Source organism: Monashia sp. HAY1-2A (assembly GCF_056755315.1).
Window position 1 is genome coordinate 1 of sequence record NZ_JBNDHY010000066.1, and the last position, 24124, is coordinate 24124.

A 24124-nucleotide genomic window follows, 5' to 3' on the forward strand; every position below is an offset into this window, starting at 1 on the left:
GCTGGGCTGGGCGCACTGGTCGGTCGCGCACACCGAGGGGGCGGCCAAGGGCCGGGCCGGCGTCGCGGTCCTGACGCGTGAGCCGCACGTCGTCACCCGCGTCGGGGTCGACGAGACTTTCACCGACGCCGGCCGCTGGGTCGAGGCGGAGGTGGCCACCCCCTCGGGGCCGTTCACGGTGGCGTCGGTCTACGTCCACACCGGTGAGGCCGGCACCGAGCGCCAGGACGTCAAGTACGCCTTCCTCGACGCCATGACGAACCGCATGGCGCGGGCCTCGGCCGCCGACGAGCTCATGCTCGTCACCGGCGACCTCAACGTCGCCCACCGCGAGGCCGACCTGAAGAACTGGAAGGGCAACCTCGCCAAGGCGGGCTTCCTCGAGCAGGAGCGCGCGTATCTCGACCGCTGGCTCGGTGAGCACGGCTGGGTCGACGTCCACCGGGCCCACGCCGGGGAGGGCCCCGGGCCGTACACGTGGTGGTCGTGGCGCGGCAAGGCCTTCGACAACGATGCCGGTTGGCGCATCGACTACCAGCTGGCCACGCCGCGCCTCGCGGCCACCGCGACCGCGGCCTGGGTCGGGCGCGCGCCGACGTACGCCGAGCGGTGGAGCGACCACGCGCCCGTCGTCGTCGACTACGCCCTCGACGCGGCCCCCTGACCACTGCCCGCCGCGCACCCGAGGTCCCGACCGAGACTGAAAGGCACGTCTCCGGGCAAAGCCCACGAACGCCCTGACGGGGCACGCAGGGGGCAACCTTCGCGAAACCGCCGCAACGCGGCCATTGCGCCCGTTACGCTCCGAACGGGACGTCGCGGGGCGCGGTGTCCCGTCGTGTCGACGAACCGGGGAGGGTGCAGGACGTGTTCGAGGGAAACGGTCAGGCGGGCCGAGGGGACGCTTCAGCAGACGAGGCGCAGAAGGTGCTCCGACCGAGCCGCCGCACCGTCGTGCGCGGAGCGGCCTGGGCCACGCCGGTGGTCCTCGTGGCGGCCGCCGCCCCGACCGTGGCCGCATCGGTCACCGTGGCGCTGCGCCTGGCCGGAACCGGCTGCAAGCTGCCCGGCAACTCCAACGACCTGCTCAAGGGCTACGTCTTCGGCGTCCAGCTCATCAACAGCGGCACCGCGGCGGCCGACGTCACCCTGACCAGCCTGTCCATCGACGGTGACGACCTCGGGGTCGCCGGCTTCCTCATCCTCGACGCCGACACGTGCGCGCAGGTGGGCGGCCAGTTCCAGGTGCCGCCCAGCACGGTGAAGAGCCTCGCGCTGTACACGCGCGACTACACCAAGAGCCAGGCCGGCACCCTGACCCTCACCTACACCTACGACCCCGTCGGGCCGTTGCCGGCGGTCACGCCGCCGCCGATCAAGGCCGCCGTCACGGGCAGCACGTGGAACGGTGGCTGCCGCCCGTTCCCCGACTACTCCTGCGGCATCCCCTCGGCCTGACGCGGCGGAGCGACCGCCCGGCGCGGCCGGGTTGGGGCGCTGCCGCGTCGATGGGCCAGAATGCACGCATGCCCTCGACGCCCCCGGCCCCGACGTCCACGCCCCGCAGCCTGTCCGGCATGCAGCCGACGAGCGACTCGCTGCACCTCGGCAACTACATCGGGGCGCTCGTCGAGTGGGTGCGTCTGCAGGAGACGCACGACGCGTTCTACTTCGTGGCCGACCTGCACGCGCTGACCGTCGCGCCCGACCCCGCCGTGCTGCGCGAGCGGACGCGCCTGACCGCGGCGCAGTTCATCGCGGGCGGCGTCGACCCGGAGCGGTCGGTGCTCTTCGTCCAGAGCCACGTCTACCAGCACACCGAGCTGGCGTGGGTGCTCTCCTGCCTCACGGGCTTCGGCGAGGCCAGCCGCATGACGCAGTTCAAGGACAAGTCGGCCAAGGGCACCAACACCAACGTCGGGCTGTTCACCTACCCGATCCTGCAGGCCGCCGACATCCTCGTCTACGACGCCGACGTCGTGCCGGTCGGCGAGGACCAGCGCCAGCACCTCGAGCTCTCCCGCGACCTCGCCGCGCGGTTCAACCAGCGTTTCGGTGACACCCTCGTCGTCCCCGAGCCGCACATCATGAAGGCCACCGCCAAGATCCAGGACCTGCAGGAGCCGACCGCCAAGATGAGCAAGTCGGCGGCCACGGACGCGGGCCTGGTCAGCCTGCTCGACGAGCCGGCCCGGATCGTCAAGAAGATCAAGTCGGCCGTCACCGACGCCGACCGCGACATCCGCTACGACGAGGAGACCAAGCCCGGCGTGTCGAACCTCCTGTCGATCCACGCGGCGCTGTCCGGCACGGCCATCGGCGACCTCGAGGCCACGTACGCCGGCCGGGGCTACGGGGACCTCAAGAAGGACGTCGCCGAGGTCGTCGTCGAGGCGGTGGCGCCGTTCCGTGAGCGCACGCTCGCGCTCATGGCCGACCGCGCCGAGCTCGACCGCATCCTCGCGGCCGGCGCCGAGCGCGCGGCCGAGGTCGCCGAGGCGACGGTGCGCCGCGTCTACGACCGGGTCGGCTTCCTGCCGCGTCGCGGCCGGGCCTGACGCCCGAGCACGTCTCGCGCCACCGCCTCGACCGCAGCGGCGAGGTGCGCGGTCGTGAACGAGGCCGCAACGTGCGCCGGACCACCGGTCGCCCGGTGGTGCCACGACGTGTCGGCGAGGGCGGCGCGCAGTGCGCCGACGTCGCCGGCTGGTACGAGCCGCACGACCGATGCGTCGGCGTAGTCGGCGACGCCGCTGACGTCGCTGACGACGACGGGCGTGCCGGTTGCGAGGTTCTCGAGCAGCACCGTCTGGCCCGAGGACACCTCGGCCTCGCGGAGCGGGAGAACTAGGACCTCGGCACGCGCGTAGAGCTCGCGCAGCTCGGCGATGGGCACGTCGGCGCGGAAGCGGACGTCCGGACCGTGTGCGAGGCCGGCCATCGCCGCGGCAGCCTGCTCGCGGTTCCACGGGTCGGTGACGACGGTGCAGGGCCGGCCGGGAGGGAGCGCACGCACGAGCGTCGGGTAGTCCTTGCCGGCGTTGGTCCCGACCGAGAGCACCCCGCCGTCGCGCTCGGCCCGGCCCGGGCGGAAGAACGCCGTGTCGACGCCGAGGGGCACGGCGCGCACCCGCCCCGCCGGGACGCCGAGCCGCCGGGCGAGCGGCTCGACCTGCGCGGAGGCGAACACGGTGAGGGCGTCGGCCCCGGCGAGCGCGAGACGCTGGACGCCTCCGCCCCAGCCGGGGCGTGAGGCGACGTCGAGCGCGGCCACCGTGAGCACGACGACCGGCCGACGCAGCAGCCCCGCACGGCGCAGCAGCAGGGCCGGCACGGCGGCCGCCTCGTGGGTCGCGACGACGACGTCGAGCCGGGCCTGGCCGCGCAGCAGCCACAGCGCCTGCGCGGCGCGCCACTCGAGGGCGCGGGGCAGACGAAGCACCCGGCGCCGACGCGTCAGGTGGCGCACGACGTTGCCGCGGGCCGACAGCTCGGCCATCCCGAAGAGCCGGTGCGAGGGGACGAGCCCGGCGGCGACGTCGCGGAACTCGTGACCCCAGTCGCTGACGAAGAGGGCCGCGACCCGCAACGGACGCGGTCCGGCGCCGTCCGGGGCAGGTGGGCCGGGCACGGGCCCAGCGTACGGTCGACCCCTGCCTCGCCCGGGCGGTCGGCGGTCTCCGGGCGCGCCGCGCCGTCGCGGCCCGGACGGGTGCGTCACCGGCGCATTCGGTACGGTCGGGGTCGTGACTGCTGCGCGCCCGACGACGATCGGCGTCTCGATCCCGATCCCGGCACCGCACGGCGAGTTCCTCCAGGCCCGCCGGGCGGCGTTCGGCGACCCGTCGGCGGCGAAGATCCCCGCGCACATCACGCTCCTGCCGCCGACGCCCGTCGACGGGGACGCCTACGCCGAGTTCCGTCAGCACTGCGCCGACGTCGCGCAGAAGCACGCACCGTTCGATGTGGTGCTGCGCGGCACCGGCACCTTCCGGCCGGTCTCCGACGTCGTGTTCATCCAGGTGGCGCGGGGCGTCTCCGCGTGCGAGGCGCTCGAGATGGACCTGCGCTCGGGACCCGTGTCGCGCCGCCTCGACTTCTACTACCACCCGCACGTGACCGTCGCCCACAACGTGCCCGAGGAGGCGCTCGACCGCGCCTTCGACGAGCTCGCCGGCTACGCCGTCCAGTTCACCGTGGCGTCCTACCACCTCTACGAACAGGGTACGGACGAGGTGTGGCGGCCCGTCCACACCTTCGACCTGTCAGGAGGCTGACCCGTGCCCGCGTGGCTGAAACGGTTCCTCGACCGGCTCCGGGCCACCCACGCCTACGCGTCCTGGCAGCGCTACAGCGGTGCCAACGGTGACCTCCTCGCCGCGGGCGTCGGCTACTTCGCGTTCTTCTCCGTCTTCCCGGCCGTCGCCCTCGCCTTCGCGATCTTCGGCTTCGTCCTGCGGGGGCGGCCCGACCTGCTCGCAGAGATCGCCGACGCGCTCAACCGGACCCTGCCGGGCATGGTCCGCACCGCCGGCAACCCCCGCGGCGTCATCAGCATCCAGCCCCCGTCGAGCCTGACGCTGACCGTCACCGGAGCCGTCTCCTTCGTGACGCTGCTGCTGGCCGGGCTGGGCTGGGTCGGGGCGCTGCGCACCGGGATCCGTGGTGTCTTCGGCTTCGAGGGGTCGGCCGAGAACGCCGTGCGCACCAAGGCCCGCGACCTGCTCGTCCTCGGCACCCTCGGCCTGGCCGTCGCGGTCTCGGCCGTCCTCACGAGCGCCGCCGGCGGGCTGGCCGAGCAGGTCGCCTCGTGGGTGGGCTTCTCGGGCAGCGGCGTCGTCGTGACCCTGGCCGGCGTGCTCGTCGGGCTCTGCTTCGACACGCTCATCATGGTCCTGCTCCTGCGGATCCTGTCCGGAGTGCCCCTGCCGTGGGCGTCCGTGCGCCAGGCCGCGATCATCGGCGCGTCGGTCCTCACCGTGCTCAAGCTGCTCGGCGGCTGGCTCATCGGCCGGGCCACGTCCAACCCGGTGCTGGGAGCCGTGGCCGTCGCCGTCGGCCTGCTGTTCTGGCTCAACCTCATCTCGCGCGTCGTGCTCCTGTCCGCCGCCTGGGCTGCCGGACGCGTCGACCTGACGGCGCTGGGCGACGACTCGGCCCGCACCGGGTTCGCCAGGGCGGTCCGCCCCCCGTTCGTCGCGCCGGTCATGGCGGGCAGCGACGTCCGGCTCGTGCCGTACGGCGGGACCGACCCCGGCAACCACGGGGCCGGCCCGTCCGACGCGTCGGGTCGGTCGGGCCGGTCGGGCCGGTCGATGGTGGGGGGATCGGCACCCTCGCGCGCGGTGGACCGGACCAGCGTCGCGGCCGGCTTCGTCCTCGGGGGGTTCACCGTGTTCGCCGCGACCGTGGCGCGTCGCCTGCGTAAGGTGGCCGGACGCTGACCCGCAGACCCGCGGGAGGCCTCACCCAGGGGAGAGGGACCGACGTGCAACCGCCGCAGCAGGACGTCTACGTCGACAACGCGCGTCTCGACGTCGCGCCCTTCGTCCCACCGCACGCCCGCGCCGTCCTCGACGTCGGCTGCGGTTCGGGCGGGTTCGGGGTGACCCTGCGCCGCGTGCTCGGACCGGAGGCGCGGGTCGTGGGCATCGAGGCCGTGCCCTCACAGGCCGCGGCCGCGCGGGAGGGCCATGGCTTCGACGAGGTCGTCGAGGGCTACTTCCCCGACGCGCTCGACGGGCGACGGGAGCGCTACGACGCCGTCTTCTTCAACGACGTCCTCGAGCACCTCGTCGACCCCTGGTCGGTACTGCGGCAGGTGCCGCCCCTGCTCACCGAGTCCGGCGTGGTCGTCGCGGCGATCCCGAGCATCCGGTACGCCCCGGTCCTGTTCAAGCTGCTCCGCGGCCGTTGGGACTACGTCGACCAGGGCACGCTCGACCGCACCCACCTGCGCTTCTTCACGCGCGCGACGATGGTCGAGATGTTCGAGCACTGCGGGTACGACGTGCTGTCCTGCCGTGGCGCCAACACCATGGGTCGACGCTGGGCCGCGAGCGACCGTGCCCTCCTGCGGGCCGCGTCCCGGGTCGTGCCGCTGCCGTTCGGCGACATGGCGTACGTGCACTTCGTCGTCGTGGCCCGCCCCCGCCGCCCCTGACCGCCGTGCTCGGGCGCGTCCGGGGCTCCCGCGGTCACGCGTGAGGCCGCGCCGGCTCAGCCCGGTGGTGCTCGGGGCGCGGGTGTCAGCCGGTCTGCGCGGGGCCGGTGTCAGCCGGTGGTGCGCCGGCGCCGGACGAGCAGGCCGACCGCGACGACGCCGGCCACGAGGAGCCCAGCGACCGACGCGAGCACCGCGAGGGATCCCGGGTCGGCCGGTGTGGCGTGCGACGCCGCCACCGGAGCCGGGGTGCCGGTCGCGTCCTGGACCGACGCGCCGCCCGTTGTGGCCCCGGACGTCGCGGGCAGCGGCGTCAGGGCGGGGGCGGCCCGCGGCGGCGACGCCTCACCGGGCGAGACCAGCCGGCCCACCGGCCGGACGCGCCCGGCGTTCGCGAAGCCCCAGTCGAGCAGCGCGGCCGTCGGCTTCCACGACCCGGTGACGCTGCCCATCTGCGTCACGACGAGCGTCCGTCCGCCCCGTGTCGCTGCGCCGATGAAGGTGTGCTGGGCACGGTCCGTGCGACCGGGCTTGATGCCGATGGCGCCGGGGTAGTGCCGCAGGAGGTCGTTGATGTTGTAGACGTGGAACGGCGGCCACACCCTGCCGTGGGCGTCGCGGCCCCCGGGGAACACCGCGTCGCGCCTGACCACCGCGGCCCGGAACGCGGGCAGCCGCATCGCCTCACGGGCGATGAGGGCGAGGTCGTAGGCGCTCGAGCGCTGGTCACCCTCGTCGAGGCCGCTCGGGTCGACGACGACCGTGTCGTAGGCGCCGACCTCACGGGCGCGGTCGTTCATGAGCGCGACCGTGCGCTCGTACCCGCCGGCGGCGTCCGCGAGGGCGTACACGGCGTCGTTGGCCGAGAACATCAGCATCGCGTCGAAGAGACTGGCGACGGGGTAGCGGTTGCCGGCGAGGATGCCGACCCGTGAGCCCGCCGCCGCCTGCGCGTCCTTCGACGCGACGACGACGCGGCGCGGGTCGAGCAGCGGCATCAACGTCAGTGCGGTCAGCGTCTTGAGCGTACTGGCCGGACGTAGCCACGCGTGTGCGGCCTTGGCGGCCAGCACATCGCCGGTCGCGAGGTCGGCCACGACGTAGGACACGTCGTAGACGGCGGGCGGTGGCGGGGTTCCCGGTTCGGCGTCCACGACGACGCCCTCCTCGGCCAGACGGGGGCCGCCGACGACGGAGTCGGCCTCCCAGGGCGGGTGGGCGAACGGCGTGGGCTCGGTGTTCCGGCACACGACACGCGGGCGCGGGGGCGGCTTCGTGCCCGGTGAGGCGACCGTCCCGGGCCGGTGGACCGACGAGGTCGCGGGAGTGGCGCGCGTCGCGGGAGTCGCCGGCACTGCGGTCGACGTGGAGGGCACGGAGGCGGGCTGACGTCCGGGGTCGGCAGGGTCGTCGGTCGGGAAGACCCGGGGCGTCAGGACGACGCCGGGTGGCACGACCGTGGGGGTCTGCCACGGGCGGCAGGTCACCGCGCCCCGAGGTGCGAGCTGGCCGGTCCCGGGGCCGGCGGCCGCGCCGCCCGCCGCGACGGCGAGCGGTGCCACGACCAGGGCGACGAGCGACGCCACGAGCGCGGCCACGACGACGCCGGCCGGCGCCGCGGCGGTGCGGCGGCGGTCCGGTCTGGTCCTGCTGGTCGGCCTCGGGCGCGTCATGGCCGGGAAAGACTAACCCGCCCCAGGGGTCCGGGGCGGGTCGTCAGCCGGCGGGGTCAGCGACCGTGCGTCAGCGCGTGCCGCAGGTCGCGGTTGAGCTGGTTGATGACGTCCATCGGGATCTCCTTCGGGCACGCCAGCGAGCACTCGCCGATGTTCGTGCAGCCGCCGAAGCCCTCGTGGTCGTGCTGCTCGACCATGCTGACGACTCGGGCGTCGCGCTCGGGCTGACCCTGGGGGAGCTCGCCGAGGTGGGTGATCTTCGCGCCCATGAAGAGCATGCCCGACGCGTTCGGGCACGCTGCCACGCACGCACCGCAGCCGATGCAGGCCGCGGCCATGAACGCACGGTCGGCCTTCGGCTTGGGAACCGGCACCGAGTGGGCCTCCGGCGCCGAGCCGGTGTTGGCGCTGATGAACCCACCGGCCGCGATGATGCGGTCGAGGGCACCGCGGTCGACGACGAGGTCCTTGATGACCGGGAAGGCATCGGCACGCCACGGCTCGACGGTGATCTCGTCGCCGTCGGAGAAGCTGCGCATGTGCAGCTGGCACGTCGTCGTGACCTCGGGACCGTGTGCCCTACCCGAGATCATGAGGCCGCACATGCCGCAGATGCCCTCGCGACAGTCGGAGTCGAAGGCGATCGGCTCCTCGCCGCGCGCGATGAGCTGCTCGTTGAGCACGTCGAGCATCTCGAGGAACGACATGTCGGGGGAGATGTCGGTGACCTGGTAGGTCACCATCTCACCCCGGGCGCCCGCGCTGGCCTGACGCCAGATCTTCAGGGTGAGGTTCATGCCGGTGTCGCTCACTTGTAGCTCCGCTGCTTCATCTCGATGGCTTCGTAGACCAGGTCTTCCTTGTGCAGGACCGGCGTGCCGCCGTCCCCGCCGAACTCCCACGCCGCGACGTAGGCGAACTGCTCGTCGTGGCGCAGCGCCTCGCCGTCCTCGGTCTGGCTCTCCGCGCGGAAGTGCCCACCGCAGGACTCGCGGCGGTGGAGCGCGTCGATGCACATGAGCTCGCCCAGCTCGAGGAAGTCGGCGACCCGGCCGGCCTTCTCGAGGCTCTGGTTGAGGGTGTCGGCGGCGCCGAGCACCTTGACGTTGCGCCAGAACTCGTCGCGCAGGCCGCGGATGAGGTCGATGCCCTTGAGCAGCCCCTCCTCGGAGCGCTCCATGCCGCAGTACTCCCACATGATGGAGCCGAGCTCCTTGTGGAAGGAGTCGACGGAGCGGTCGCCGTTGATGGACAGCAGCTTGTGCACCCGGGCGTCGACGGCCGCCTTCGCCTCGACGACGGCGGGGTGGGCGTCGCCGAGCTTCTCGAAGGGTCCCTTGGCCAGGTAGTCGCGGATCGTGTGGGGCAGCACGAAGTAGCCGTCCGCGAGCCCCTGCATGAGCGCGGACGCTCCGAGCCGGTTGGCGCCGTGGTCGCTGAAGTTGGCCTCGCCGGCGACGAAGAGGCCGGGGATCGTGCTCTGCAGGTCGTAGTCGACCCACAGGCCACCCATCGTGTAGTGCACGGCGGGGTAGATGCGCATCGGCACCTCGTACGGGTTCTCGCCCGTGATCCGCTGGTACATGTCGAGGAGGTTGCCGTACTTCTCGGCGACGGCCTCGGCGCTCATGCGCTTGAGCGCGTCGGTGAAGTCGAGGTAGACGCCGCGCCGGAAGTCGCCGACCTTCGGCCCGACGCCGCGGCCCTCGTCGCAGACGTTCTTGGCCTGGCGGCTGGCGATGTCGCGCGGCACGAGGTTGCCGAAGGAGGGGTAGATCCGCTCGAGGTAGTAGTCGCGGTCCTCCTCCGGGATCTCGCGGGGGTCCTTCTCGCAGTCCTCGGCCCGCTTCGGCACCCAGATGCGGCCGTCGTTGCGCAGCGACTCCGACATCAGCGTCAGCTTGCTCTGGTGGTCGCCGGAGACGGGGATGCAGGTCGGGTGGATCTGCGTGTAGCACGGGTTGCCGAAGTAGGCGCCCTTGCGGTGGGCGCGCCACGTGGCCGTGACGTTGGAGCCCATCGCGTTCGTCGAGAGGTAGAAGACGTTGCCGTAGCCACCGCTGGCGAGGACGACGGCGTCGGCGAGGTGGGTCTCGACCTCGCCGGTGACGAGGTCGCGGGCGATGATGCCGCGGGCCCTGCCGTCGGCGACGATGACCTCGAGCATCTCGTGCCGGCTGTACATCGTCACCGTCCCGGCGGCGACCTGGCGCTCGAGGGCCTGGTAGGCGCCGATGAGCAGCTGCTGGCCCGTCTGGCCGCGCGCGTAGAACGTGCGCGACACCTGCACACCGCCGAACGAGCGGTTGTCGAGCAGACCGCCGTACTCACGGGCGAAGGGGACGCCCTGCGCGACGCACTGGTCGATGATGTTCGCGCTGACCTCGGCGAGGCGGTAGACGTTCGACTCGCGGGAGCGGTAGTCGCCCCCCTTGACCGTGTCGTAGAAGAGGCGGTACGTGGAGTCGCCGTCCTCCTTGTAGTTCTTGGCGGCGTTGATGCCGCCCTGCGCGGCGATCGAGTGGGCCCGGCGCGGGGAGTCCTGGTAGCAGAAGGACTTCACCTGGTAGCCGGCCTCACCGAGCGTCGCCGCGGCGGCCCCACCGGCGAGACCGGTACCGACGATGATGACGGAGAGCTTGCGTCGGTTCGCCGGGTTGACGAGCCCGGACTCGAACTTGCGGGTGTTCCAGCGGTCCTGGATCGGGCCCGAGGGGGCCTTCGTGTCACGGATCGGCTCACCCTCGGTGTAGAGGCCGTGGACGACGCCGGAGTTGGGCGCGGTGGCGGTGGACGGACCGCCCGCGGTGGCAGTGGTGTCAGTCATCGGTCAGTTCCCCTTGACGATTCCGAACAGGATGGCGAGCGGCGGCAGGGCGAACCCGACGGAGGTGACGAGCGCGATGGTCATGGCGACCCGCTTGGCGCGCCTGCGGGCCCGGGCGCTGCCGGCCCAGCCCAGCGTCTGGGTGGCGCTCCAGACGCCGTGCCACAGGTGCATGCCCAGGGCGACGAGGGCGAGCAGGTAGATGAGCGCGACCCACCAGACCTGGAAGGAGCTGATGACGAGCCGGCCGGCGCTGTCGCCGACGGCCTCGTCACCGACGTTGAACTTGACGATCGTGAACTGCAGCAGGTGCCACACGAGGAAGAGCAGGATCGCGACCCCACCCCAGCGCATCGCCGTGCTCTTGACCGTCGCCTTCGCCGCGGCCTTGGCGACGTAACGCGTCGTCCGCGCCCCGTGAGCCCGGCTCCACAGGTAGAACGCGGCCCACACGTGTGCGCCGAGCGCGAGCACGAGGAGGGCGCGCAAGAGCCAGAGGAAACCACCGAACGGCAGGATCGGCGTGAACATGGTGCGCAGGTGGAGCGCGTAGTCGTCGAACGCCTCGACCCCGGCGAAGATCTTGAGGTTGCCGTACATGTGCGCCAGCACGTAGAACACGAAGAGCGCGCCCGAGACCGCCATGAGGATCTTCATGAAGACGGTGGTTCGGCGAGCGGATGCAGGTCTGTTCGATCCCGTCGCCGGGAGAGTGTTTGTCGCCACGGGGGCACCCTATCCCCGCTGTTGAGCGGCCTCGGCCGCCTACCCTCCGGTACGCCGCGAGTGTGACCATTTCCACGAAGCGCCGTGTCGGACGCCGCGCCGGTGTTGCCCCCAAAGCGCTGCGCGAGGCCCCGCCGCTCGGTACCTTCTGCCGGGTCAACTCACATCGGAGGACCCATGACCGAGCCGATCCCGGCCACCGACCACCACCACTCGTTCCCCGCCCCGAGCACCGCGCCGGACTCGTCGGCCACCGTCGCGCCGACGCCCGCTGCCGCGGCGCCCCTGCTGCCCTCGGCCCACCAGTACGCGGGCCCGGGCACCGGCCCCGTCGGCAAGGTGCGCTCCACCGGCGTGTGCATGCTGCTGTGCATCGTCACCCTCGGGGTGTACTCCTGGGTCTGGTACTACCAGACGCACGAGGAGATGAAGCGGCACACGGGCGAGGGCATCGGCGGCGCCCTCGGCCTCGTCATCGCCTTCTTCGCGGGGATCGTGTCGGCGTTCCTGTCGCCTGCCGAGGTCGGACGCCTCTACGAGCGCCGCGGGCAACGGGCGCCGGTCAGCGCCGTCACCGGGCTGTGGGCCGTGCTCGGGGTCTTCGTCCTCGTCGGTCCCATCGTGTGGTTCGTCAAGACCAACGGGGCCCTCAACGCGTACTGGCGCTCGCTGGGCGCCCAGGGCTGACCCGACGACCGGGCACGGGTCGAGACCTCGGGCCTCGACCCGTGCTCAGGTCCTGCGTCGGCCGATCTTCGAGCCGAGCCAGACGAGGGGGTCGTAGCGCCTGCCCACGACGCGCTCCTTCATCGGGATGATCGCGTTGTCGGTGATCCGGATGTGCTCCGGGCAGACCTCCGTGCAGCACTTCGTGATGTTGCACATCCCGATGCCCTGCTCGTCGCGGGCGAGGTCGGCGCGGTCGTCCCGGGCGTCGAGCGGGTGCATGTCGAGCTCGGCCGCCCGGATGAGGAAGCGCGGCCCGGCGAACGCCTCCTTGTTGTCCTCGTGGTCGCGCAGGACGTGGCACGTGTTCTGGCAGAGGAAGCACTCGATGCACTTGCGGAACTCCTGCGAGCGCTCGACGTCGACCTGCTGCATCCGGTAGTCGCCCGGCGCGACGCCCTCCGGTGGGGCGAAGGCCGGGATCTGCCGTGCCTTCTCGTAGTTGAACGACACGTCGGTGACGAGGTCGCGGATGACGGGGAAGGCCCGCATCGGGGTCACGGTCACCGTCTCGGTCTCGCTGAACGTCGACATGCGCGTCATGCACATCAGCCGGGGGATGCCGTTGACCTCGGCGCTGCACGAGCCGCACTTGCCGGCCTTGCAGTTCCACCGGACGGCGAGGTCGCCCGACTGGGTTGCCTGGAGCCGGTGGATGACGTCGAGGACGACCTCGCCCTCGTTGACCTCGACGGTGTAGTCGACGAGCTCGCCACCGTCGGCGTCGCCGCGCCACACCCGGAACGCCGCGTCGTAGGTCATGACCCGCTCCCGTCCGTCGGCTGACCGGTGGCCCCGATGCCCGCGAGCTCGTCGGCCGTGAGGTACTTGGCCAGCTCGTCGCGCTCGAAGAGGGCCAGCAGGTCCTCGCGCATCGCCGGCATCGGCTGCTCGTCGACGCGTATGCCGTCACCCTCGACCGAGCAGATGAGGTTGCGGGCGCGCCAGTGCGGGTCCATGTCCGGGTAGTCGTCGCGCGTGTGGCCGCCGCGGGACTCCTGACGCAGCAGGGCCGCCCGCGCGACGCACTCGCTGACCGCGAGCATGTTGCGCAGGTCGAGAGCGAGGTGCCAGCCGGGGTTGAACTGTCGGTGGCCCTCGACCGTCAGGTGCCCGGCCCGCTCCTTCAGCTCCTCGAGCTTCGTGAGCGCCGTCTCGATCTCCTCCGCCTTGCGGATGATGCCGACGAGGTCGTTCATCGTCTGCTGCATCTCCTGGTGGAGGGTGTACGGGTTCTCGCCGCCCTCCTCCTCGAAGGGGGCGAGCGCGGTGGCGGCCGCGGCGTCGACCGCCGACTGCGGGACGACCGGTCGGGCCTCGCCGAGCTGCCGGACGTAGGCGGCCGCACCGGCCCCGGCGCGCGCCCCGAAGACGAGCAGGTCGGACAGGGAGTTGCCGCCGAGGCGGTTCGACCCGTGCATGCCCCCGGACACCTCACCTGCGGCGAAGAGCCCGGGCACCCGGGCGGCGGCAGCGCTGTCGGGGTCGACCTCGACACCGCCCATGACGTAGTGGCACGTCGGGCCGACCTCCATCGCCTCCCGGGTGATGTCGACGTCGGCGAGCTCCTTGAACTGGTGGTGCATCGACGGCAGCTTCTTGAGGATCTCCTCGGGGCTGCGCCGCGACGCGATGTCGAGGAACACGCCACCGTGGGGCGAGCCGCGTCCGGCCTTCACCTCCGAGTTGATCGCACGCGCCACCTCGTCGCGGGGGAGCAGCTCGGGCGGGCGCTTGTTGTTGTCCGGGTCGGTGTACCAGCGGTCGCCCTCCTCCTCCGTCTGGGCGTACTGCCCCCGGAAGACGTCGGGCACGTAGTCGAACATGAAGCGCCTGCCCTCGGAGTTCTTGAGCACCCCGCCGTCGCCACGCACCGACTCGGTGACGAGGATGCCCTTGACGGAGGGCGGCCAGACCATCCCCGTCGGGTGGAACTGGACGAACTCCATGTTGACGAGCGTCGAGCCGGCGCGCAGCGCCAGGGCGTGGCCGTCCCCGGTGTACTCCCACGAGTTCGAGGTCACCTTGAAGGACTTCCCGATGCCGCCGGTGGCGAGCACGACTGCCGGTGCGTTGAACCGGACGAAGCGCCCTGACTCGCGGAAGTAGCCGAAGGCTCCGGCGACGGCACCGCGCTCGTCCTGGAGCAGGTCGGTGATCGTGACCTCCGCGAAGACCTTGAGGTGGCTCTCCGGGTCGCCCGACGCGCGCTGGTCGTCCTGCTGGAGGGAGACGATCTTCTGCTGCATCGTGCGGATCAGCTCGAGGCCGGTGCGGTCACCGACGTGCGCGAGGCGGGGGTACTCGTGGCCGCCGAAGTTGCGCTGGCTGATGCGCCCGTCGGGGGTGCGGTCGAAGAGCGCGCCGTACGTCTCCAGCTCCCAGACGCGGTCGGGGGCCTCCTTGGCGTGCAGCTCGGCCATCCGCCACGAGTTGAGGAACTTGCCGCCGCGCATCGTGTCGCGGAAGTGCACCTGCCAGCTGTCCCTGCTGTTGACGTTGCCCATGCTCGCGGCGATGCCGCCCTCGGCCATGACGGTGTGCGCCTTGCCGAACAGCGACTTGCAGATGATCGCGGTGCGCAGGCCGGCCTCGCGGGCGGCGATGGCGGCCCGCAGGCCCGCCCCGCCGGCGCCGACGACGAGGACGTCGTAGTCGTGGGTCTCCAGCTCGGCGGCCATCAGTTGTAGAACCTCAGATCGGTCAGGGCCCCGGATGCGACCAGGGCGATGTAGAGATCGGTGATCATCAGGGTGCCCAGGGTGATCCAGGCCAGCTGCATGTGGCGGGTGTTGAGCCGCGACACGACGGTCCACGCGCGGTAGCGCACGGGGTGCTTCGAGAAGTGCTTGAGCCGGCCGCCGATGAGGTGGCGACACGAGTGGCACGACAGCGTGTAGAGCCACAGGAAGGCCACGTTGACGAGCATCACGACCGTGCCGAGGCCCACCCCCACCCCGCCGTCCTTGCCGTGGAACCCGTCGAAGGCGTCCAGCGTGTTCATGGCCGACACGACGACGGCGGCGTAGAAGAAGTAGCGGTGGGCGTTCTGGAGGATGAGCGGGAAGCGTGTCTCGCCCGTGTACGTCGCGTGCGGCTCGGCGACGGCGCAGGCGGGCGGCGAGAGCCAGAACGCCCGGTAGTACGCCCTGCGGTAGTAGTAGCAGGTGAGCCGGAAGCCGAGCAGGATCGGCAGGAGGAAGAAGGCGTACGGCACGAGAGGTGGCATCTCACCGATCCACGTGCCGAGGTGCCGCGCCTCGGGGTGGCACGAGGCCGTCACGCAGGGGGAGTAGAACGGCGTCAGGTAGTGGTAGGTCGCCACGAAGTAGTCGCGCTGCATCGAGGTGCGGACGAGGGCGTAGAGCAGCCAGATGACGATGAGCGTGAAGGTGACCGCCGGCGGGAGCCACCAGCGGTCGGTCCGCAGCGTCCGCGCGCCGATCCGGGCCCTGCCCGGCGAGCCGACGCCACCGGCGACGGACCCTCCGCTCGAAGCCGGGTCGAGCCTCGTGTCACTCATCGTGCGAACCTCCACCGTCGTTGGTCGGGCGCCGTCCTCACTCTAGTGTCACGTGCGTCACATCCGGGTGATGGCGGCCCATCCGTGTCGGTCCGCCTCGGGTACGCCGCTCGGACTCCGGCGCGCTCATGCGGCCGGGTGGACGACCGCGCGCCGGGTTGCGTCGCGGGAGGTGACCGCCGTCGTGTAGTGCTCGAGGAGCCGCCCGACCACCGACCCCCACGAGCGGTTTCGGACGAGGTCGTGTCCGCGCCGCCCGAGGTCCTCGGCGTGCGCGGGCGAGGCGAGCACGCGGCCGACCTGCCTGCGCAGTGACCCGGGCTCCGCGGGGTCGAAGAGGTAGCCGTTGAGCCCGTCGGTCACGAGGTCGATCGGGCCTCCGGCCCGCGGTGCGACGACGGGCAGGCCGCTCGCGCCGGCCTCCTGGATGGTCTGGCCGAAGGTCTCCGCGCTCCCGGTGTGCACGAAGACGTCGAGGGCCGCGTACGCCCGGGCGAGGTCGTCGCCGTGCCGGGGCCCGAGCAGGACGGGTGGCCGGTTCGGGCGGCGGGCGGATGCCGCGACCGCCTCGGTGAGCGCGGTGCCGACGGCAGTCCGGGACGGTCCGTCGCCCACGACGACGAGGCGGGTGCCCGGCAGGTCGGCGAGCTCGGCGAGACGCTCGACCTCCTTCTCCGGGGCGAGCCGGCCGACGTAGCCGACGAGGCGTTCGCCGTCCGGCGCCAGCTCGCGACGCAGCGCGCGGGTCAGGGCGTCGGCGCGCCAGGCCGGGTTGAACAGCTCGGCGTCGACGCCACGGCCCCAGACCACCGTGCGCGGCACGTCCTGCTCGCGCAGCTGGGCGAGGGCCGCGCTCGACGGGGCGAGCGTCAGGTCCGCCCAGCCGTGGATCCGGCGGATCCAGCGCCACGTCGTCGCGGCCGCCGCTGCGCCCGCGGGCCCGGGCGTGTGCTGCCGGACGTAGGCCGCCATGTCGGTCTGGAAGACGGCGACCGCCGGGAGGTCCAGCGCGCGGGCCGCGGCCAGACCGCGGGCGCCGAGGACGAACGGGCTGGCGACGTGCACGACGTCGGGACCGAAACCCGCGAGGAGGCGCTCGATCTCCGGCACGGGCAGGCCGACGTCGAACTGGCGCACCGGCAGCGACGCGACGCGGTGGACGGTCGCACCCTCGAACTGGGACGGCCCGAGCTCGCGTGAGCGGGGTGCGATGACGACGACCTCGTCACCGCGGTGGCGCAGCTGCTCGACGACGCGGCAGACGCTCGTCGTGACGCCGTTGACGCTCGGCAGGAACGACTCCGTGACGATCGCGATGCGCACGCCACCACGGTCGCGGTCCGGCGGGCCCGCCGGGCGACGCGCTGACGTGGGTCGGGTGACGACTGGGTGACGACCTCGTGCCGGAGACCGCCTCGACGGCTCGTGTCGGCTCCCTCGACGGGTTCTGGCCGGGTCCTACGGCTTGACCCAGCACGTCCAGCGGAGGAGGCGCAGGTAGCCGAGCCGCTCGTACACCGGCTGGCCGGCGTCGCTCGCGACGAGCGCCGCCGGCTGCCCGGGCCAGGCCGTCGTGGCCGCCCACGTCAGGGCCGCGCCGGCGCCACGGCCGCGGGCCGACGGCAGGACCGCGACGTTCTCCACGACGGTCAGGCCCGCCGCCGAGTGCGCGGCCGACGTCGCCGCGGGCTCGCCGTCGACGTAGCCGACGAAGACCCGCGTCCTGCCGTCGACGACCTCCGGACGGTAGAAGTCACCGGGCGGCAGCTGGGCCATGTCCGGCATCGGGTAGCCCTCGACGAGAACGCGCTGGGCGTCGGCGAGGGCGACCGGGTCGGTGGCCTCGCGCACGTCGACGGTCGAGACCGGCGGCTCGGTGAGGGTCGACGTCGGGCGGAGCATGAACGGGGGGTGCCCGACGAGCCCCAGCCCGTGCGCCGCGAGGTCTGGCGTCGGGAAGGGGCTCACGAGGATGGCCGACGCCTCGGGCCCGTAGGTCGCGACGACGCCGGCGGCGAGCGCATCCCAGTCGTCGGGTGGACGCGTGACGATCGCCCAGTTGAGCATCGCCGAGGCGCCACCCCCCATGCCCGCGGAGAAGCTGTCGGCGTCGACGAAGCGCCCGCGCGCCGCCGTTGTCAGGGCGCGGGCCCATGACACGTGCGCGTCGATGCCCTGGCGCACGAGGGAGTCGGCGGGGTCGAGGTCGCGCTCCCAGCCCGTCGTGAGGTACTCGCCCTCGTCGGGCAGCATCGAGGTCATGCCTCCACTGTCGCGCCTCCGGGCTCACCACGGGCGGGTTCGCCCTGACTGGGCCGGCGCGGACGCCGCGAGGGGAGTCAGGTGAGGTCGGTGCGCCCGCGGGCGGTGAGCTCCTCGACGATCCGCTTGACGTCCTGGGCGCGCTCCGGTCGGGTGATGAGGAGGGCGTCCTGGGTGTCGACGACGACGAGGTCCTCGACGCCGATGAGGGCCACGAGGCGGCCTCCGGTGGCGACCGTCGCCGTGGAGTCGATGCTGAGGATGTCGTCGGAGGGCCCGATCGCGGTGATGCCCGGCAGGTCGCTCGACGCGTCGACGAGATGGGTCAGGGAGGCGAAGTCCCCGACGTCGTCCCAGCCGAGCGCCGCCGGCACGACGGCGACCCGCCCCGCGGCGGCGGCCGGCTCGGCCACGGCGTGGTCGATGGCGATCTTCCGGAGTCCGGGCCAGAGGTCGCGCATGCGACGCGGGTCCGCCGCGATGATCCGGAGGTGGTCCACCATGTCGGCGTGGTTCTCTGCGAGCAGCTCGAGCAGGGTCGTGGCGCCGACGACGAACATCCCTGCGTTCCAACGGTACTCGCCGGTCTCGAGGTAGCGGCGTGCGGTGTCGGCGTCCGGCTTCTCGACGAAGTCGTCGACACGGTGGGCGCTCGGTGCACCCGCGACGGCCAGTGGTGCACCGAGTCGGATGTAGCCGAATCCGGTTGCCGCGTGGGTGGGTTCGATGCCGATGGTGACGAGCTCGCCCTCCCGCGCGACGGCGACGGCCTCGCGGACCGCGCGCTCGAAGGCGTCCGTGTCGGCGATGACGTGGTCGGCGGCGAACGACCCGAGCACGGCCTCCGGGTCACGCCGCTCGAGGATCGCGGCGGCGAGGCCGATCGCCGGCATCGAGTCGCGCGGCGAGGGCTCCCCGACGACCGCGTCGTGCCCGAGCATCGGCAGCTGCGCCCGGACGGCGTCCTCGTGCGCGATGCCCGTCACGACGAGCATCTGCTCGCCGACGAGCGGCTGGAGCCGGTCCCACGTGGCGCGCAGGAGCGACTGTCCGGACCCGGTGAGGTCGTGGAGGAACTTGGGGGACTGGCGGCGCGAGATCGGCCAGAGCCGCGTGCCGGACCCGCCGGCGGGGATGACGGCCCAGAAGCCGGGGATCGCACTCATGGGGGACACCGTACCGATGGGCAGCCAGGTGGCCGAGCGGGTCCGAGCCCCGCCCGGCCCCCGCCCGGCCCCGGCCCGACCACGGCCCGACACGCGCCGGCGCCCGCCCGGGCGGGTGACGCTCAGCCGATGTCGCGCCGCCGCAGGGCGCCCAGCCCGAGGCCCGCGACGGCCACCGCGACCCCGGTGAGCAGGACGAGGGGCAGGACCCGCAGCTCGTCGGCCGGCATCGAGGGCACGTGACCGAACGGCGACAGGTCGGTCATCCACGGGGGCAGGCCGAGGACGAGGACGAGCTCGCCGAGGAGCAGGAAGACGACGAGGGCCGCCCACGCGAGACCGGTGAGCCGCGGGGCGGCCCCGACGAGCAGCATCGCGACGGCGACGCAGACCCAGATGGCCGGGACGGTGACGAGCGCGGCCGCGACCAGGCGGCCGACGGAGCCGGCGCCGTCTCCGGCGGTCCGGCCGGCCGCCAGACCGGCGGTCAGGCCGAGGAGCCCCATCGCCCCGGCGGTGGCCACGGACGCGAGGAGCAGGTGCGAGAGGGCCCAACGGGTCCGCGTCGCCCCGGTCGCGAGCAGCGCCTCGGCGCGCAGCGCGGCCTCCTCCGTGTGCAACCGGGTCACGAGCGAGATGCCCATCGCGGCGACGGCGTAGGCGGCGATGTGCAGCTCGGTCGCGAAGAAGGCGTCGGCCATCGAGCTGTCCTGGCCCGTGGCACCGGCGAGCTTCTGCAGGAGCTCGCGCGTCGACCCGGACGAGTCCAGCGACTGGACGCTCGTCGCGATCGAGCCGACGACCGAGCCGAGGACGACGACGCTGACCGACCAGCCGACGAGGGTGCCCCGGGCGAGACGGGCCGTCAGGCCCCCGACGGACCGCATCGATCCGCGGGCCCGCCCCGGTCGGCTCGGCAGGATCCCGGCACCGAGGTCGCGGCGCTCGCGCAGCCGGAACGCCGCACCGACGAGGACGACGAACGCGGCGAGGCCGAGCCACAGCGGCCGGAGGTCGTCGGCGCCGTAGGGCGACACACGCTCGCCCCAGCCCAGGGGTGAGAGCCACACGAGGAACCGTGCCGGGCTGCCTTCCGCGGCGGTGTCGCCGAGTGCCCGCAGCACGAAGGCGACGCCGAGTGCCCCCAGCGAGATCGCCGCCGTGCCCCGCGTCGTCTCGGTCAGCTGGGCCGCGACGGCGGTGATGCCCACCCAGGACAGGCCCATGACGGCCCACGCCACGGCGAACGCGAGCGAGCCCCGTCCGTCGAGGCCGACGCCGGCGAGGGCGGCGGCGCTGAGCACGGCCGTGGCGACCACGGCCCCGGCACCGAGCGCGACCGCGGCCGTCAGGGGTGCGCGGCGCTCGACGGCCCCGGCGCCGAGCAGCTCGAGCCGGCCCGCCTCCTCCTCGGTGCGGGTGTGCCGGCGCACGACGATGTAGGCGAGCAGGCACACGAAGACGCCGCCGAGCAGGATCGTCTTGAACACCGCGAAGGAGTCGAGGCTCAGGCTCGTGGCCGGGCCGTAGAGCGCGACCGTCGCCGGGCTGTCGATGATCGGTCGGAAGACCGACAGGGCGCCGGCGAGGGTCGGGTAGAGGTCGAGCGTCGCCCGGGCCGACCCCGCAGCGAACCCGGTGAGGGCGAGGACGCTCACCGGCACGAGGACCCGGTCGCGCCGGGACGCCAGGCGAAGCAGCGAGCCCGTTCCGGTGAGGGCGCTCATCGCGGCGTCGCCACCCCGGCCGGTGTCCCGTCGGCGCGGACCCCGGCAGCGCTGGGCCGGTACTGCTCCATGAAGAGCTCCTCGAGCGTCGGGGGGGCGCTGGTCAGGGCCGTGATCCCGTGGCTGCCGAGCAGCGCCAGCAGCGCGCCGAGGTGGGCGCTCTCGACGCTGCACGAGACGTGGCCGTCGGACGCCACGACGTCGGAGACGCCGTCGAGGGCGGCGAGTCGGGCCGGGTCCGCCGGCCGGTCGAGCGTCGCCTCGACCCGCGTCCGGGACAGGTGCCGCAGCTGGGCCAGGGTCCCGGACTCGACGTTGCGTCCCTCGCGGATGATGCTGACGCGGTCGCACAGCGACTCGACCTCCGACAGGATGTGGCTGCTCAGCAGGACGGTGCCACCGGCAGTGCGGAACTCGCGGACCGCGTCCTTGAAGACGGCCTCCATCAGCGGGTCGAGACCCGAGGTGGGCTCGTCGAGGACGAGCAGCTCGACGTCGGAGGACAGTGCGGCGACCAAGGCGACCTTCTGCCGGTTGCCCTTGGAGTACGAGCGGCCCTTCTTCGTCGGGTCGAGGTCGAAGCGGGCGAGCATGTCGGCGCGCCGCCGCTCGTCGATGCCACCGCGGAGCCGGGCGAGCAGGTCGATGACCTCCCCGCCGGTGAGGTTTGGCCAGAGGGCGACGTCGCCGGGGACGTAGGCCAGACGCCGGTGCAGCGTCTCGACGTCGCGCCAGGGGTCCCCGCCGAGCAGCGACGCGCGACCGGCGTCGGCGCGCAGCAGGCCGAGGAGGATCCGGATCGTCGTCGACTTGCCGGCGCCGTTGGGACCGAGGAACCCATGGATCTCGCCGGCGGACACCTCGAGGTCGAGGCCGTCGAGGGCGACGACGTGGCCGAACGTCTTGCGGAGGTCGTGGACCTCGATCGCCGTGGTCATGTCATCGACAATACACAGGATTCACGATTTACTGAATGTTATGGCGGATGGTTAGGGTGAAGGCCCGACGACCGAAGGAGCGGTGGATGACCGAGCGCGACGAACGAGCGGTCGCCGCCTACGTCGAGCGGTTCGGCAACGTCCTCACCGAGGCCGGCATGCCAAGGCTCGCGTCCCGCGTCTTCGCCCAGCTGCTGGCCGACGAGGACGGACGCATGACCGCGCTCGAGCTCACCGAGGCCCTCGACGTCAGCCCCGCAGCCGTGTCGGGTGCCGTCCAGTACCTGACCCAGACCCACCTCATCGGCAAGGAGCGCGAGCGTGGCTCGCGTCGCGACGTCTACGTCGTGCACCTCGACGCGTGGCACGAGGCGATGCTGAGCCGCGACCGGCTGCTCGGTCAGATGGAGGCCTCGGTCCGGGCCGGGCTCGAGGCCGTCGGCGGGGTCGACAGCGCGGCCGGTCGGCGCCTCGCCCTGTCGGTCGAGTTCCTCGACCACGTCGCGCAGGAGATGGCCGGCATGCACGAGAGTTGGGAGCGGCGCCGGGCGCAGGTCGCGGCGCAGTGGCCGACCGAGGCGTGAGCCGCCCGAGCATGAGCCGCCCGACGTGTGAGCCGCCCGGCGCCTGAGGGGTCCCCAGCGCCTGCGGCCGGCCGGAGGCACCTGCCGGGGACGTGAGATCGACAACGTCGGGGCCCCGACGGACCCGTACGCGCCGGGCCCGTGGCTACGCTCGGCACCATGGCTGACAGCACCGGCGCGCGCTCCGAGTCCGACCTGCCCATCGAGCCCGTGTACGACGCGTCGGCGCTGGCGGGGTGGGACCCGGCGGCCAAGCTGGGCGCGCCGGGGGGCTACCCGTTCACGCGGGGGGTGTACCCGTCGATGTACACCGGACGGCCGTGGACGATGCGCCAGTACGCCGGGTTCGGCACCGCCAAGGAGAGCAACGAGCGCTACCACCAGCTGGTGCAGGCCGGCACCGGTGGGCTGTCGGTGGCCTTCGACCTGCCCACGCAGATGGGCTATGACTCCGACGAGCCGATCGCGCACGGCGAGGTCGGCAAGGTCGGGGTGGCCATCGACAGCCTGGAGGACATGCGGGTTCTGTTCGACGGGCTGCCGCTGGACAAGATCTCCACGTCGATGACGATCAACGCGCCGGGCTCGACGCTGCTGCTGCTCTACCAGCTGGTCGCCGAGGAGCAGGGCGTGCCCGGCGACGCGCTGACCGGCACGATCCAGAACGACGTGCTCAAGGAGTACATCGCCCGCGGCACCTACATCTACCCGCCGCGCGAGTCGCTGCGCCTGGTCGCGGACGTGTTCGCCTACTGCCAGCGGGAGCTGCCGCGCTGGAACACCATCTCGATCAGCGGCTACCACATGGCCGAGGCCGGCGCGACGCCGGTGCAGGAGATCGCCTTCACCCTGGCCAACGCGATGGAGTACGTCCGGGCCGCGCAGGCCGCCGGCCTGGCCGTGGACGACTTCGCGCCGCGGCTGTCGTTCTTCTTCGTGGCGCGCACGACGCTGCTGGAGGAGGTGGCCAAGTTCCGGGCGGCCCGCCGGATCTGGGCCCGGATCATGAAGGAGCAGTTCGGCGCGGCGAACCCCAAGTCGATGATGCTGCGGTTCCACACGCAGACCGCCGGGGTGCAGCTGACCGCCCAGCAGCCGGAGGTCAACCTCGTCCGGGTCGCGCTGCAGGGCCTCGGGGCGGTGCTGGGCGGCACCCAGTCTCTGCACACCAACAGCTTCGACGAGGCCATCGCGCTGCCGACCGAGAAGGCGGCCCGGCTCGCGCTGCGCACCCAGCAGGTCATCGCCTACGAGACCGACGTGACCAAGACCGTCGACCCGTTCGCCGGCTCCTACGTCATCGAGTCGATGACCGACCAGATCGAGGCCGCCGCGCTCGAGCTCATCGGCCAGGTCGAGGACCGCGGCGGGGCGGTCGCCGCGATCGAGCAGGGCTTCCAGAAGTCCGAGATCGAACGCTCCGCCTACCGGGTCCAGCTGCAGATCGACAACGGCGAACGCACCGTCGTCGGGGTCAACCGGTTCACCCTGGAGCAGGAGGAGCGCTACGAGCCGCTGCGGGTCGACCCGCAGATCGAGGTCGAGCAGCGCGAACGGCTCGCCGCGCTGCGCGCCGGCCGCGACCAGACCGCGGTCGACGCCGCCCTGGCCCGGCTGCAGGAGGCCGCCCGCGGCACCGACAACGTCCTCTACCCGATGAAGGAGGCGCTGGCCGCCCGCGCCACCGGCGGCGAGGTCGCCCACGCCCTGCGCCAGGTGTGGGGCACCTACCAGCCCCGCGAGACCTTCTGACCCGCCGACCTCCTGCCCTGTCTCTTATACACATCTGACGCTGCCGACGACGGA

General features: G+C 72.7%; 22 protein-coding genes. 9 read left to right on the top strand and 13 right to left on the bottom strand.

Annotated elements, in window-relative coordinates:
* The 3 genes from ACPYOM_RS11575 to trpS all read left to right on the top strand — a co-directional run.
* Positions 1–664, top strand: a 664-nt coding sequence (locus ACPYOM_RS11575) for an exodeoxyribonuclease III (protein WP_481346052.1), incomplete at its 5' end; no start/stop codon positions are given.
* Between the two features lie 263 nt (positions 665–927).
* Positions 928–1458 carry a hypothetical protein gene (locus ACPYOM_RS11580; RefSeq protein WP_481346053.1) on the top strand — a complete coding sequence of 177 codons (531 nt, stop codon included), beginning with the start codon at positions 928–930 and terminating at the stop codon, positions 1456–1458.
* 50 nt (positions 1459–1508) lie between these two features.
* Entirely contained in the window at positions 1509–2558 is a 1050-nt protein-coding gene (trpS, locus tag ACPYOM_RS11585; protein ID WP_481346054.1) for a tryptophan--tRNA ligase, read from the top strand.
* On the opposite strand, the gene ACPYOM_RS11590 is transcribed toward trpS, so the two are convergent.
* A complete protein-coding gene (locus ACPYOM_RS11590) occupies positions 2516–3631 on the bottom strand; it encodes a glycosyltransferase family 4 protein (RefSeq protein WP_481346055.1) in 1116 nt (371 codons plus the stop codon). The genes trpS and ACPYOM_RS11590 overlap by 43 nt on opposite strands.
* 115 nt (positions 3632–3746) lie before the next feature.
* Between ACPYOM_RS11590 and ACPYOM_RS11595 the strand changes: the two genes are divergently transcribed.
* The 3 genes from ACPYOM_RS11595 to ACPYOM_RS11605 are packed head-to-tail and all read left to right on the top strand — an operon-like array spanning position 3747 to position 6163.
* Positions 3747–4277, top strand: coding sequence for a 2'-5' RNA ligase family protein (locus ACPYOM_RS11595; protein WP_481340999.1), 531 nt, complete (start codon positions 3747–3749; stop codon positions 4275–4277).
* Positions 4278–4280: 3 nt separating this feature from the next.
* On the top strand, positions 4281–5444 hold the full coding sequence (locus ACPYOM_RS11600) for a YihY/virulence factor BrkB family protein (protein ID WP_481346056.1): 1164 nt from the start codon (positions 4281–4283) through the stop codon (positions 5442–5444).
* 44 nt (positions 5445–5488) lie between these two features.
* The gene (locus ACPYOM_RS11605) at positions 5489–6163 is read left to right on the top strand and encodes a class I SAM-dependent methyltransferase (RefSeq protein WP_481346057.1); all 675 of its coding nucleotides are present in this window, start codon (positions 5489–5491) and stop codon (positions 6161–6163) included.
* A 110-nt stretch (positions 6164–6273) separates the two neighbouring features.
* Here the strand turns inward: ACPYOM_RS11605 and ACPYOM_RS11610 are convergent, their stop codons facing one another.
* From ACPYOM_RS11610 to ACPYOM_RS11625, 4 genes are read right to left on the bottom strand one after another with little or no spacing between them, the layout of a single operon-like run.
* Positions 6274–7836 carry a D-alanyl-D-alanine carboxypeptidase family protein gene (locus ACPYOM_RS11610; RefSeq protein ID WP_481346058.1) on the bottom strand — a complete coding sequence of 521 codons (1563 nt, stop codon included), beginning with the start codon at positions 7834–7836 and terminating at the stop codon, positions 6274–6276.
* Positions 7837–7892: 56 nt separating this feature from the next.
* Positions 7893–8636: a succinate dehydrogenase/fumarate reductase iron-sulfur subunit gene (locus tag ACPYOM_RS11615; protein ID WP_481341005.1), complete on the bottom strand. Its 744-nt coding sequence runs from the start codon at positions 8634–8636 to the stop codon at positions 7893–7895.
* A gap of 11 nt (positions 8637–8647) precedes the next feature.
* Positions 8648–10666 (bottom strand): fumarate reductase/succinate dehydrogenase flavoprotein subunit, encoded by a 2019-nt coding sequence (locus ACPYOM_RS11620; protein ID WP_481346059.1) that lies wholly within the window; start codon positions 10664–10666, stop codon positions 8648–8650.
* A 3-nt stretch (positions 10667–10669) separates the two neighbouring features.
* The gene (locus ACPYOM_RS11625) at positions 10670–11323 is read right to left on the bottom strand and encodes a succinate dehydrogenase cytochrome b subunit (RefSeq protein WP_481346060.1); all 654 of its coding nucleotides are present in this window, start codon (positions 11321–11323) and stop codon (positions 10670–10672) included.
* A 246-nt stretch (positions 11324–11569) separates the two neighbouring features.
* On the opposite strand from ACPYOM_RS11625, the gene ACPYOM_RS11630 reads away from it, so the two are divergent.
* Positions 11570–12079 carry a DUF4234 domain-containing protein gene (locus tag ACPYOM_RS11630; protein WP_481342165.1) on the top strand — a complete coding sequence of 170 codons (510 nt, stop codon included), beginning with the start codon at positions 11570–11572 and terminating at the stop codon, positions 12077–12079.
* 45 nt (positions 12080–12124) lie between these two features.
* Here ACPYOM_RS11630 and ACPYOM_RS11635 read toward each other — a convergent pair whose 3' ends face one another.
* From ACPYOM_RS11635 to ACPYOM_RS11670, 8 genes are all read right to left on the bottom strand, one after another.
* Positions 12125–12880 carry a succinate dehydrogenase/fumarate reductase iron-sulfur subunit gene (locus ACPYOM_RS11635; protein WP_481346061.1) on the bottom strand — a complete coding sequence of 252 codons (756 nt, stop codon included), beginning with the start codon at positions 12878–12880 and terminating at the stop codon, positions 12125–12127.
* A complete protein-coding gene (locus tag ACPYOM_RS11640; RefSeq protein ID WP_481346062.1) occupies positions 12877–14799 on the bottom strand; it encodes a fumarate reductase/succinate dehydrogenase flavoprotein subunit in 1923 nt (640 codons plus the stop codon). Before ACPYOM_RS11640 ends, ACPYOM_RS11635 begins: the two co-directional genes overlap by 4 nt.
* The gene (locus ACPYOM_RS11645) at positions 14799–15641 is read right to left on the bottom strand and encodes a hypothetical protein (RefSeq protein WP_481346063.1); all 843 of its coding nucleotides are present in this window, start codon (positions 15639–15641) and stop codon (positions 14799–14801) included. The genes ACPYOM_RS11640 and ACPYOM_RS11645 overlap by 1 nt, the downstream gene beginning before the upstream one ends.
* 126 nt (positions 15642–15767) lie before the next feature.
* Complete coding sequence (locus ACPYOM_RS11650) at positions 15768–16964, bottom strand: glycosyltransferase family 4 protein (protein WP_481346064.1); 1197 nt, start codon at positions 16962–16964, stop codon at positions 15768–15770.
* Between the two features lie 135 nt (positions 16965–17099).
* Positions 17100–17903: a GNAT family N-acetyltransferase gene (locus ACPYOM_RS11655; RefSeq protein WP_481346065.1), complete on the bottom strand. Its 804-nt coding sequence runs from the start codon at positions 17901–17903 to the stop codon at positions 17100–17102.
* A 77-nt stretch (positions 17904–17980) separates the two neighbouring features.
* A complete protein-coding gene (locus tag ACPYOM_RS11660; RefSeq protein ID WP_481346066.1) occupies positions 17981–19069 on the bottom strand; it encodes a mannose-1-phosphate guanylyltransferase in 1089 nt (362 codons plus the stop codon).
* A gap of 122 nt (positions 19070–19191) precedes the next feature.
* Entirely contained in the window at positions 19192–20796 is a 1605-nt protein-coding gene (locus ACPYOM_RS11665) for an ABC transporter permease (RefSeq protein WP_481342172.1), read from the bottom strand.
* Positions 20793–21734, bottom strand: a complete 942-nt coding sequence (locus ACPYOM_RS11670) for an ABC transporter ATP-binding protein (RefSeq protein ID WP_481346067.1) — start codon at positions 21732–21734, stop codon at positions 20793–20795. Before ACPYOM_RS11670 ends, ACPYOM_RS11665 begins: the two co-directional genes overlap by 4 nt.
* 86 nt (positions 21735–21820) lie before the next feature.
* On the opposite strand from ACPYOM_RS11670, the gene ACPYOM_RS11675 reads away from it, so the two are divergent.
* Complete coding sequence (locus ACPYOM_RS11675; RefSeq protein ID WP_481342174.1) at positions 21821–22318, top strand: GbsR/MarR family transcriptional regulator; 498 nt, start codon at positions 21821–21823, stop codon at positions 22316–22318.
* Between the two features lie 159 nt (positions 22319–22477).
* Entirely contained in the window at positions 22478–24070 is a 1593-nt protein-coding gene (locus ACPYOM_RS11680; protein ID WP_481346068.1) for an acyl-CoA mutase large subunit family protein, read from the top strand.
* Positions 24071–24124: the final 54 nt, after the last annotated feature.

Excerpts from the sequence above, each read along its gene's own strand:
- trpS (WP_481346054.1), top strand. The coding sequence starts at position 1,509 with ATGGGCCAGAATGCACGCATGCCCTCGACGCCCCCGGCCCCGACGTCC.
- ACPYOM_RS11610 (WP_481346058.1), bottom strand. The coding sequence starts at position 7,836 with ATGACGCGCCCGAGGCCGACCAGCAGGACCAGACCGGACCGCCGCCGC.
- ACPYOM_RS11615 (WP_481341005.1), bottom strand. The coding sequence starts at position 8,636 with ATGAACCTCACCCTGAAGATCTGGCGTCAGGCCAGCGCGGGCGCCCGG.
- ACPYOM_RS11620 (WP_481346059.1), bottom strand. The coding sequence starts at position 10,666 with ATGACTGACACCACTGCCACCGCGGGCGGTCCGTCCACCGCCACCGCG.
- ACPYOM_RS11625 (WP_481346060.1), bottom strand. The coding sequence starts at position 11,323 with ATGAAGATCCTCATGGCGGTCTCGGGCGCGCTCTTCGTGTTCTACGTG.
- ACPYOM_RS11630 (WP_481342165.1), top strand. The coding sequence starts at position 11,570 with ATGACCGAGCCGATCCCGGCCACCGACCACCACCACTCGTTCCCCGCC.
- ACPYOM_RS11635 (WP_481346061.1), bottom strand. The coding sequence starts at position 12,880 with ATGACCTACGACGCGGCGTTCCGGGTGTGGCGCGGCGACGCCGACGGT.
- ACPYOM_RS11640 (WP_481346062.1), bottom strand. The coding sequence starts at position 14,799 with ATGGCCGCCGAGCTGGAGACCCACGACTACGACGTCCTCGTCGTCGGC.
- ACPYOM_RS11645 (WP_481346063.1), bottom strand. The coding sequence starts at position 15,641 with ATGAGTGACACGAGGCTCGACCCGGCTTCGAGCGGAGGGTCCGTCGCC.
- ACPYOM_RS11655 (WP_481346065.1), bottom strand. The coding sequence starts at position 17,903 with ATGACCTCGATGCTGCCCGACGAGGGCGAGTACCTCACGACGGGCTGG.
- ACPYOM_RS11660 (WP_481346066.1), bottom strand. The coding sequence starts at position 19,069 with ATGAGTGCGATCCCCGGCTTCTGGGCCGTCATCCCCGCCGGCGGGTCC.
- ACPYOM_RS11665 (WP_481342172.1), bottom strand. The coding sequence starts at position 20,796 with ATGAGCGCCCTCACCGGAACGGGCTCGCTGCTTCGCCTGGCGTCCCGG.
- ACPYOM_RS11670 (WP_481346067.1), bottom strand. The coding sequence starts at position 21,734 with ATGACCACGGCGATCGAGGTCCACGACCTCCGCAAGACGTTCGGCCAC.
- ACPYOM_RS11675 (WP_481342174.1), top strand. The coding sequence starts at position 21,821 with ATGACCGAGCGCGACGAACGAGCGGTCGCCGCCTACGTCGAGCGGTTC.
- ACPYOM_RS11680 (WP_481346068.1), top strand. The coding sequence starts at position 22,478 with ATGGCTGACAGCACCGGCGCGCGCTCCGAGTCCGACCTGCCCATCGAG.